The 9,119-nt window shown below is 37.6% G+C and carries 11 protein-coding genes; 3 read left to right on the top strand and 8 right to left on the bottom strand.

Going from position 1 to position 9,119, the window contains the following annotated elements; translation table 11 throughout:
• The 6 genes from HMPREF9455_RS18890 to HMPREF9455_RS18865 all read right to left on the bottom strand — a co-directional run.
• Window positions 1–373, bottom strand: a 373-nt coding sequence (locus HMPREF9455_RS18890; protein ID WP_006801361.1) for a helix-turn-helix domain-containing protein, incomplete at its 3' end; no start/stop codon positions are given.
• Window positions 374–587: 214 nt separating this feature from the next.
• Window positions 588–1,079: a hypothetical protein gene (locus HMPREF9455_RS18885; RefSeq protein WP_006801360.1), complete on the bottom strand. Its 492-nt coding sequence runs from the start codon at window positions 1,077–1,079 to the stop codon at window positions 588–590.
• Window positions 1,080–1,248: 169 nt separating this feature from the next.
• The gene (locus tag HMPREF9455_RS18880) at window positions 1,249–1,737 is read right to left on the bottom strand and encodes a hypothetical protein (protein ID WP_006801359.1); all 489 of its coding nucleotides are present in this window, start codon (window positions 1,735–1,737) and stop codon (window positions 1,249–1,251) included.
• Window positions 1,738–1,912: 175 nt separating this feature from the next.
• The gene (locus HMPREF9455_RS18875; protein WP_006801358.1) at window positions 1,913–2,788 is read right to left on the bottom strand and encodes an aminoglycoside phosphotransferase family protein; all 876 of its coding nucleotides are present in this window, start codon (window positions 2,786–2,788) and stop codon (window positions 1,913–1,915) included.
• Window positions 2,789–2,983: 195 nt separating this feature from the next.
• Window positions 2,984–3,436 (bottom strand): GNAT family N-acetyltransferase, encoded by a 453-nt coding sequence (locus HMPREF9455_RS18870; RefSeq protein WP_006801357.1) that lies wholly within the window; start codon window positions 3,434–3,436, stop codon window positions 2,984–2,986.
• Window positions 3,437–3,688: 252 nt separating this feature from the next.
• Window positions 3,689–4,054: a winged helix-turn-helix transcriptional regulator gene (locus HMPREF9455_RS18865; protein ID WP_006801355.1), complete on the bottom strand. Its 366-nt coding sequence runs from the start codon at window positions 4,052–4,054 to the stop codon at window positions 3,689–3,691.
• A gap of 168 nt (window positions 4,055–4,222) precedes the next feature.
• On the opposite strand from HMPREF9455_RS18865, the gene HMPREF9455_RS18860 reads away from it, so the two are divergent.
• Window positions 4,223–4,750: a DJ-1/PfpI family protein gene (locus HMPREF9455_RS18860; RefSeq protein ID WP_006801354.1), complete on the top strand. Its 528-nt coding sequence runs from the start codon at window positions 4,223–4,225 to the stop codon at window positions 4,748–4,750.
• 89 nt (window positions 4,751–4,839) lie between these two features.
• Here HMPREF9455_RS18860 and HMPREF9455_RS18855 read toward each other — a convergent pair whose 3' ends face one another.
• A complete protein-coding gene (locus HMPREF9455_RS18855) occupies window positions 4,840–5,529 on the bottom strand; it encodes a Crp/Fnr family transcriptional regulator (protein WP_006801353.1) in 690 nt (229 codons plus the stop codon).
• Window positions 5,530–5,614: 85 nt separating this feature from the next.
• Complete coding sequence (locus tag HMPREF9455_RS18850) at window positions 5,615–6,289, bottom strand: Crp/Fnr family transcriptional regulator (RefSeq protein ID WP_006801352.1); 675 nt, start codon at window positions 6,287–6,289, stop codon at window positions 5,615–5,617.
• Between the two features lie 115 nt (window positions 6,290–6,404).
• Here HMPREF9455_RS18850 and HMPREF9455_RS18845 point away from each other — a divergent pair, with 115 nt between their 5' ends.
• Together HMPREF9455_RS18845 and hcp are read left to right on the top strand one after the other, a co-directional pair.
• Window positions 6,405–7,271 carry an ATP-binding protein gene (locus HMPREF9455_RS18845; protein ID WP_006801351.1) on the top strand — a complete coding sequence of 289 codons (867 nt, stop codon included), beginning with the start codon at window positions 6,405–6,407 and terminating at the stop codon, window positions 7,269–7,271.
• Between the two features lie 28 nt (window positions 7,272–7,299).
• Window positions 7,300–8,934 carry a hydroxylamine reductase gene (hcp, locus tag HMPREF9455_RS18840; protein ID WP_395858112.1) on the top strand — a complete coding sequence of 545 codons (1,635 nt, stop codon included), beginning with the start codon at window positions 7,300–7,302 and terminating at the stop codon, window positions 8,932–8,934.
• Window positions 8,935–9,119: the final 185 nt, after the last annotated feature.

Genomic DNA, 9,119 nt, shown 5'->3' with positions numbered 1-9,119 from the left:
TGTATTTACAAACTCCCGTATAGCTGACCTGGAAGCCTTTATCTATTAACAGTTCGTAGATATCCTTACCCCGCATACACTGCTTCTTCAGGCCCATAGCACGTTTACGAGCGTTCTTCTCTAAACAGTCGTCTATTAAATCTTTCAGGCTACCGACAATAACACGGCGGCCTCGCCGGGAACTGTTATAATGGGGGGGGATTGTTAATACCGATTCCAGAGAGGATTCAGGATCATCACAGTTTAATGCGGCTTCATACTCGGCTATGACTTTATGAACGGTCTTACGGCTGACATCCAACTCCCTGGCTATAGCCCGTTTACTGTACCCAACCGTGCGGTACATGTGAATAATTGTTTGTTTTTCCACCATTGTTATCATTTTAGCCTCTGTGTTGGTTAATACACAAAGGAATTTATAATGTTAATATTTGTTAGTAAAATGTAGAGCTTTATTAGATGCTCTCACACATTTTACTTAACTGGTGGTATACTTTTAAATTATTTTAGTGGACTACTTTTCAATTATATTATACACTCAATTCATAAATTAAGTCCAAATCTTCAAGAAATTGGTTCAATATGAATCACATTTGTTCAAAAGAAAACTTTTCTCTTATTAAATCGACTTTTTCGGCTCTGACTGATATTGGTATTGTATTTATACCTAAATAATAACATAGCACAATTCTGTGACGTCCATCCGATACTTTTAATTCTTTATTGTAATCACACAACGGTGGGTCTACAGGAAGTCCCTGTTGCCATCGTTCTAATGTTGTTATATATCTGTATTCATGATGCCATCTATTATCAAAAATATTATTTGCATCTAATTCAGAATATCTTAAATCAGAATCTAACAGAAGAGTTTCTACTTTTGCTTTTAAAAAGCAATATTCATGAAATTGTTCAGGAAACTTTTTAAATAAATCAGGATGATGAGGACTTTGCATTTCTTCAAGACGAAGCGCCCAAATCGGTTTAATAAGGGACAGTTCATCTTTAGATAATGTATTATATTTTCTTCTTAGGATTAATTCACCCTTTTCCAAATCTTCATCCTCTGTAAAAAACATAGATATAATCTTTTATAATTAATTATTTAGCAAATATAAACAAAATGCATCAATATATTTATGGTTTTGGAATCCACTCTCTCAATTCATAAATTAAGTCTAAATCTTCAAGAAATTGGTTCGAGAATAGAACGTTTAAGGGTACTCGAAAAGTCTAATGGATTATCTATTAGGCTTTTTTATTTACTAGTCGAGTTATTGTTTGTTGTCCAATTATATGTTTGCCATCGTATATATTAGTATAGTCACATTCAATATCTAAATTATCCCAACCCATTATTTCTAATATTCGCTTTGCCTTATTTCTGACAATACTCCAATCATTATTAGTATCCAATAATGAGTCATCCCAAAAATCAGAGCTCTTATCAACACTATACCTTTCAAAGATATCATTGAGTAACATTAACTCATCAAAAGCATCTTTAATTAACAATCGGTTATCTAAATATTGATTGTAAGACAATGTAAAATATGAATCAAAATCTAAAGCCATTTCATCTGGAGCAGCGCCTATTCCAATAATATACCTTTGTGTATCTGCATCACTTGATATTATAATGAGATTTTTTATTAATTCACCAAATTTCCACAAAATTTGGTTTTCTTCTTTATCAAAGTCACTTTGCCTATAATCGTATGTAGGTTCAAATTTCATAATATTATAATTTGATTACAAGATTCAAATATATACAATTTATGGTTTAGGTATCCACTCTCTCAATTCATAAATCAAGTCTAAGTCTTCAAGAAATTGGTTCGAGAACAGAACGTATAACGTTTAAGGGTACAAGGAAGGCCTGACAGAGAAATTTGTCAGGCTCTTCCGTTATTTAACCATTATAAATCTCATGCATTTTCAAATTTATCCGCACCCTTTTTACACATTGTTGAACTCCTTCTTTATCCTTTTTATCAATCAAGAACAACATTTCCATAAGAGGTAATAACTGTCGTCGTATTTCGACTTTCGCTTTCAAAATTTCATCTCCATCATATGCTAAAATTACTGCATCCAACATATCATCATCTTCTAATCCAACAAAATCATATGACTGATCATTATAACCAGCATCCCCAAAGTCTATCACTCCTACTTCAAGACTATCGGTTAGCAGAATGTTATTGTAGCCTAAATCGCCATGGCAAAAAACTTGTACTATCCCGAGCTTTTGCGACCTTTGCGGCAAGGTTGTTACCAAATCTTCAATAGCAACAAGTTCATTTTCATTGAAATGTTTTTTTAATGTGCGCTTTCTTCTATTAAACGATTTTTGAAACCATTCAAATATCTCACTTTCGTTATTTGGACTTTTCCCTTGGTAAGCGACTGTATGAAGTTTTTTTAAGAATAAACCTATTTGTGTACCTATTTTTCTCTTTTCCTCTTTAGTCAATGCATCTACAATCTCTGCCGACATTGATTTGCCCATCAGGCCATTAAGCACGATGTAAGTATTGTCTTCTTCAGAGCTACTGATCAAAGGAATATTTACATTAAACTTGTGATCTTTAATCAATTTCAGAATGTTTATCTCATGTTCAAATTCTTCTCTATATTGCTTATTCTTTAGAAATTTCAAAACAATTTCGCCTTTATTTACAATGTAAACACGACTTGTCCAACCATCTTCATTTAAAACAATGTTGTTTTCGTCAGCTACATTCGTCAGTTTTTTTACTATTTCCAATTCTTTACTTTTCTTCATTAGTCCAATCAATGAGATGATTTATTAATAGTTCTATGTTATCTGAATTTATGGTTTCGGCATCTATTACCCCGATTTATCAATCAAGCCCAAATCTTCGAGAAATTGGTTCGAAAATAGAACGGTTAAGGTTACTGAGGCGGAGAGGAATCCTCTCTGCTATTTGTTTTATTTCTCATAACTTACACCATTGTCTCAAAGGTCAGATATATTCATTTTCAAATAAATCATATCTTTCAATTGCTTCCCGTTTTCAAATATTTCATGGTCGTAATTGTCTATGAAAAAGTTTTTTACCGTATGAGAATAAACAAATCCGAATTTTTTGTAGAATGATAATATTTTATCGTCTTCGCCCGTACCAAGTAATAGCGTATCACATCTATCTTTGTAGTATTCAATTACATGTTTTATCATTAAACTTCCGTATCCTTTCTCTTGCTCTTTTTCGTATGTTGCAATGTTTTTGATTTCGCAAGTATTTTCACCTTCTTGTGTTACAACACAAACGGTTTTTAAATCAGTGTCGTATAATGCAAATAATTCTCCTTTTTCTAAATATCTGGAAATCATATTTTCCTGTTCATCACCCAATAGGAGCAGGCTCATAAATTGTTCTTTATTCTCTCTAATTTTTTTTATTTTCATTTTATCACAATATTTTTAGTAGAAACAATATTAATGTAAATAAATGATATTTCAAGCTCGGCAGAATTCTTTTAAGGTATGCTACCGACATCCGCTCTTTCAACCTATGAATCGAATCCAAATCTATAAGAAATAATTCCGGAATATAATATCTGAGATCCTTATAATATAATGGCATGAGAGACTCCTCTTATGCCATCTCTTGTATTTTATGTGTAAATAAGTGCTGGTTTCCTGAATGTAAAAGAGTTTTTATAATTGCTTTTTCTTTTCATAGATCAGCCTTTCTTCAGCAATATCAGCCATGTTCTTTACAGCCCAATCCACAAGGTTGTTTAAATGAGGCATAAGCCCGTTTGCCGATTCTGTGAGGCAATATTCTACCCGTGGAGGGACTTCCGGATAGATAGTTCTTGCAATCAACCCGTCTGCTTCTAATGAGCGTAAAGTTACCGTTAGCATCCGTTGTGATATATCTCCTATCGATTTTTGGATATCACTGAAACGCATTGTTCCATTTACACTCAATGTTGTAAGCACAAGTAACGACCATTTGTCACCCAGTCTGCTCAGAATGTCTCTGATAGGACATATTTCGACCCTAAGAAAAGTTTTCATTTTTTTTCTGACTTATTATACTGTATATCAATGTTACTTACCTTTTTGTAATTTACTTACAAAAAAGTTTGGTCTTGTATATATTAATTATGAATAGTATGTTTGCATAACAAAAGTAATAAAGTTATTATAAGTAACTATGATGGTAAACACTAAAATTTAATAATCATGGCAAAAAAAATCGCAGTATTAGTAATAAACCCTGTAAATGGGGCAGGGTTGTTTCAGTATCTGGAAGCATTCTTTGAAAATAATATTCCATATAAAACGTTTGCGGTTGCAGAAACTACAAGTGTGAAAACTAATTCGGGCATTAATTTGCAAACGGATGATGTAGTTGCTAATCTCAAAGGACGAGAAAATGAATACGATGCGTTAGTCTTCGCTTGTGGTGATGCAATACCTGAATTCGCAAAAAATGCAGAGAAGCAGTTCAATCAGGATATGTTGGCTGTGATGAAGAACTTCAGCGAACAAGATAAGATTTTGATTGGCCATTGTGCAGCCGCACTACTTTTCGACAATCTGGGAATCGTGAATGGGAAGAAAGTGGCTTTACATCCATTTGTTAAATCGGTGGTTAAAGGCTGTATCGGTACAGACGAAAAATCTGTCATTGACGGGAATATATACACGGCTCAAACCGAAGATGCAATTCCTTCCCTTATACCGGGCTTGCTGAAAGCCTTAATGTAATTGCCTTATTTAATAAACGGAAATGTACTAAAAGCGGGAGATATCAATTACTTTGATCTTTCCCGTTCTTTTATATAGTAAAGTATGTATCAGACGTATTTCAGTAAAGAAGAAATAGACAGTAATTCCACATTTCTGCCATCTACCTTTAATAAACCTTCGTCAGCCATCCTTTTTATTTCATTGGCTAATGCCGGCCTCGTCACACTCAGATATTCGGCTAACTGAGTCTGGTTATGTTCCATCACAGATAATGTGTCGCTCTGTTTGTGCTCAAACAGATAATAGATAAAGCGGCTTCTGATGCTCTTATAAGATAATATCCGTAATCTGCTTACCGTACAGGCATTGCAGTTTCCGGTAAGTCGCAAAAAGTTTTTTAGAAGCTCGGGTTCTGAACTTATCAGTTTAAAAGCCGATTCTTTCGTCGCCTTAAATAAAATACCGTCTTCCACAACGGTGAAGGTCGCGGGAAATATACTATTCCCGTCAAACAGGTGAGGGGTGGCAAATGCCCGTGGGCCAATAAGGTTCTCCACCTTGACGTTATTACCCGACACATCGATAATGTTTACTTCAAGATTTCCTTTCAAGAGAATGTACATATGCAGGCATGGCGTGTTCTGACGGATAATAATTTCGCCTTTGGACATTTCGGTCACAGTATAATCCAGCTTATCTAACAAAGTCCTCTTCGCATCCTCATTCAGCCCCCTGAATAGAGGGATTTTGTGGATGATATTAATTTGTTGGTCGGTCAGATAATTATTGTGCTCCATCAATCTTGTACTTTAAGGTTTATCAAAGATAATTCTAGTTGTTTATTTTACAAAAAGAGTTACAGCTTTTTAGCAAGTATATTTCTTAAAAACGGACAATATGGATCAATCTGTTTTTATCCGTTATTGTAATCATTTTTTTATCGGCTGTTAACAATCCGTCGTGCTGCATATTTGAAAGTTCACGTTCCAGCGATTGGCGCGAAACTCCGAAGTATTCAGCCAGTGCACTTTTGGTTTTATCCAGTTCTATGGTATCCTCCTGTTTCATTTTCGATAAGTTAAGTATATATACAGCCAGCTTCTGACGGATAGTCCTGAAAGACATAAAATGAAGCTTCTTACTTAACCGGGATGCAAAGTCGGCCGAGATATCCAGATAATTCTTCAACAGGGTCTGGTTCATACTCAGCATTCTGAGCACCGATTGCTTTGGTATCACCAATGCGGTGACATCCTCCCGCGCGATTGCCTGCACGGGGAAACGGTTATCCGGTCCGAATAGAAACAGGATGGCAAGAGGGCTTGGCGCATATATGTCTTCTACTTTCACTACCTTCCCTGAAGGGTCGGTCATTTCCCCCTTTACACTGCCCGAAAGTAGTATAATGAGCCTGTTACATAGTTCATCCTGTAGGGCTAGGATCTCTCCTTTTTTGAAATGTGTTTCGGTAATATTCAGTTCCGAAAATATCTTTTCTACTTCTGCTTCATGTATTGAACGAAAAAGCGGAATCTTTTTTAATGCTGTTAAATCCATATTCTAATCTGTGTATTCAAAGATAAAGATATAATTATTTTGGCCAACGTCGCATATGTGACATATTTCAAACGTACTACCACCTTAATTTTGTAAAAAATAAAAAGGGTAGATAATGAAAAGAACGATCATAAAAATAGATGAAGAACTATGTGACGGTTGTGGTGCCTGTGTATCAGGTTGCCACGAAGGAGCTTTACAGCTTATCAATGACAAAGCCGTTATGATTAGTGATCTCTATTGCGATGGTCTTGGCGCTTGTATAGGAGAATGTCCTGTCGGTGCTATTACACTCGAAGAACGTGAAGCTGAACCCTACGACGAGTATGCAGTGATGGAACGCATGCTCCCGAAAGGGGAGAAGGTAATACTCGCTCACCTGAACCATCTGAAAGAGCATGAGGAGTATGAACTGTTACATCAGGGATTGGAGTATCTGAAAAAGCATAATGTGAAAGTGAACTTTCCTGCCGAAGATAAGCAAAACTCAATTACGCAAAACAAACCTGTAGCTTGTGGCTGTCCGGGTAGCATGATGCAGGAGATTAAAAGGCCTGCCGCATCCGGATTCACGATGGCTGCGCCTGCGATGGTGCAACCATCCGAATTAAGGCAGTTTCCTGTACAGCTTCATTTACTAAATCCGAATGCCGGATTTCTTCGAGGAGCGAACCTGTTGCTGGCCGCTGATTGTACCGCGTTTGCCAGTGGAGAGTTCCATAGCCGTTTCCTTAAAGGCAAGGCTCTTGCTATTGCCTGTCCTAAGCTGGACAGTAACACGCAGTCTTATATAGACAAGCTGATTGAGTTGATTGATGTGGCGCAGATAGATACTCTTACCGTGCTTATTATGGAAGTTCCATGTTGCGGAGGATTGGTGCGGATAGTACAGATGGCAAGGGAAGAGGCTAAGAGGAATGTACCGGTGAAAGTAATCGTGCTTTCGGTGCAGGGCGATGTGAAAAAAGAAGAATGGATATAATCACTAACTAAAAAATATTATCATGGACATGTTTTGTTTTCAGTGTCAGGAGACAGCTAAAGGCACAGGTTGTGCATTAATGGGAGTGTGCGGTAAAACTCCGGAAGTTTCGAATATTCAGGATTTACTGTTGTTTGTAACCAGAGGAATCGCCGTATACAACAACGAACTGAGAAAAGAAGGAAAGGCTTCATCTACAGCGGACAAGTTTATTGTCGACGCTATGTTTATCAGCATTACCAATGCCAACTTCGATTTCGAAGCGATAAAGGAGAAAGTAAAGGAAGGTTTATCATTGAAAGCAGAATTATCTGTCCGGCTGGGAAATACATCTATTATTCTTCCGGACGAATGTACATGGAATGGAGATGAATCCCAGTTCATGGACAAAGCGCTTGAAGTAGGGGTGCTGCGCACAAAAGATGAAGATATACGTTCGTTGAAAGAACTGACACATTACGGGCTTAAAGGTATGGCAGCCTATGCAGAGCATGCTTATAACCTGGACAAGACGGATGATGAGATATACATGTTTATGCAGCGCGCATTAGCTGAAATTACGAGAGAGGATATCTCTGTTGACGAACTGGTTGCCCTGGCTCTCGAAACAGGTAAATACGGTGTACAAGTGATGGCATTGCTGGATGCGGCCAATACCGGACGATTCGGGAATCCTGAAATCACACAGGTAAATATCGGTGTGGGAAAGAATCCGGGAATTCTTATCAGCGGACACGACCTGAGGGATATTGAAGAACTCTTGCAGCAGACCGAAGGTACTGGAGTAGATATTTATACACATAGTGAAATGTTGCCTGCACATTATTATCCGCATCTGAAAAAATATAAACATCTGGTAGGTAACTATGGCGGTGCATGGTGGCAACAAAAAGAAGACTTCGAGTCGTTTAACGGGCCAATCTTATTCACTACGAACTGTATTGTACCTCCTTCCAAAAACGCGACATACAGAGGACGGATATTTACCACAGGTGCTTCCGGCCTCGATGGAGCAAAACATATACCGGAGCGTAAAGACGGGCAGCAGAAAGATTTTTCGGAAATAATAGAAATGGCGAAAAACTGCCAGGCTCCGAAGGAAATCGAAAACGGAACAATCGTGGGTGGGTTTGCCCATGCGCAGGTGATGGCATTAGCCGATAAGGTTGTGGATGCCGTAAAATCGGGCGCAATAAAGAAATTCTTTGTAATGGCAGGTTGTGACGGACGCATGAAAGGCCGTAATTATTACACTGACTTTGCAGAGGCATTGCCTAACGATACGGTTATTCTTACTGCCGGTTGTGCCAAATACCGTTACAATAAACTGCCATTGGGCGATATAGGCGGTATTCCGCGTGTATTGGATGCCGGACAGTGTAACGATAGCTATTCATTGGCAGTTATCGCTCTCAAGCTGAAAGAAGTATTCGGACTGGAAGATATTAACGATCTGCCTATCGCTTTCAATATAGCATGGTATGAGCAAAAAGCGGTGATAGTATTACTAGCTTTGCTTCATCTGGGAGTGAAGAATATACATCTCGGACCAACTCTTCCGGGATTCCTTTCTCCGAATGTAGCGAAAGTATTGGTTGAGAATTTCGGAATCGGAGGTATCTCTTCTGTTGAGGAGGATATTGAAATGTTCCTTGCCAGCTAAGTTACATACGTTAACTATGTATTAATTCCAATCAGTAGTTAAAGTAATTATTGTAGTATAATATTGTTCTATTTTATCTAACGCGCCTATCGGCTTGTTTTTCATTTTGCCTTGATGCAAAACGAAACAAAAAAATCAAGGCTGCATCCTCCGGCGACCCAAAACCGACCAGCTGCGGTGGGGCG

It is taken from the genome of Dysgonomonas gadei ATCC BAA-286 (assembly GCF_000213555.1).
Lineage (GTDB): Bacteria > Bacteroidota > Bacteroidia > Bacteroidales > Dysgonomonadaceae > Dysgonomonas > Dysgonomonas gadei.
The sequence above is the reverse complement of the archived record's forward strand: the minus strand, read 5'-3'. Positions and strand labels throughout refer to the sequence as shown.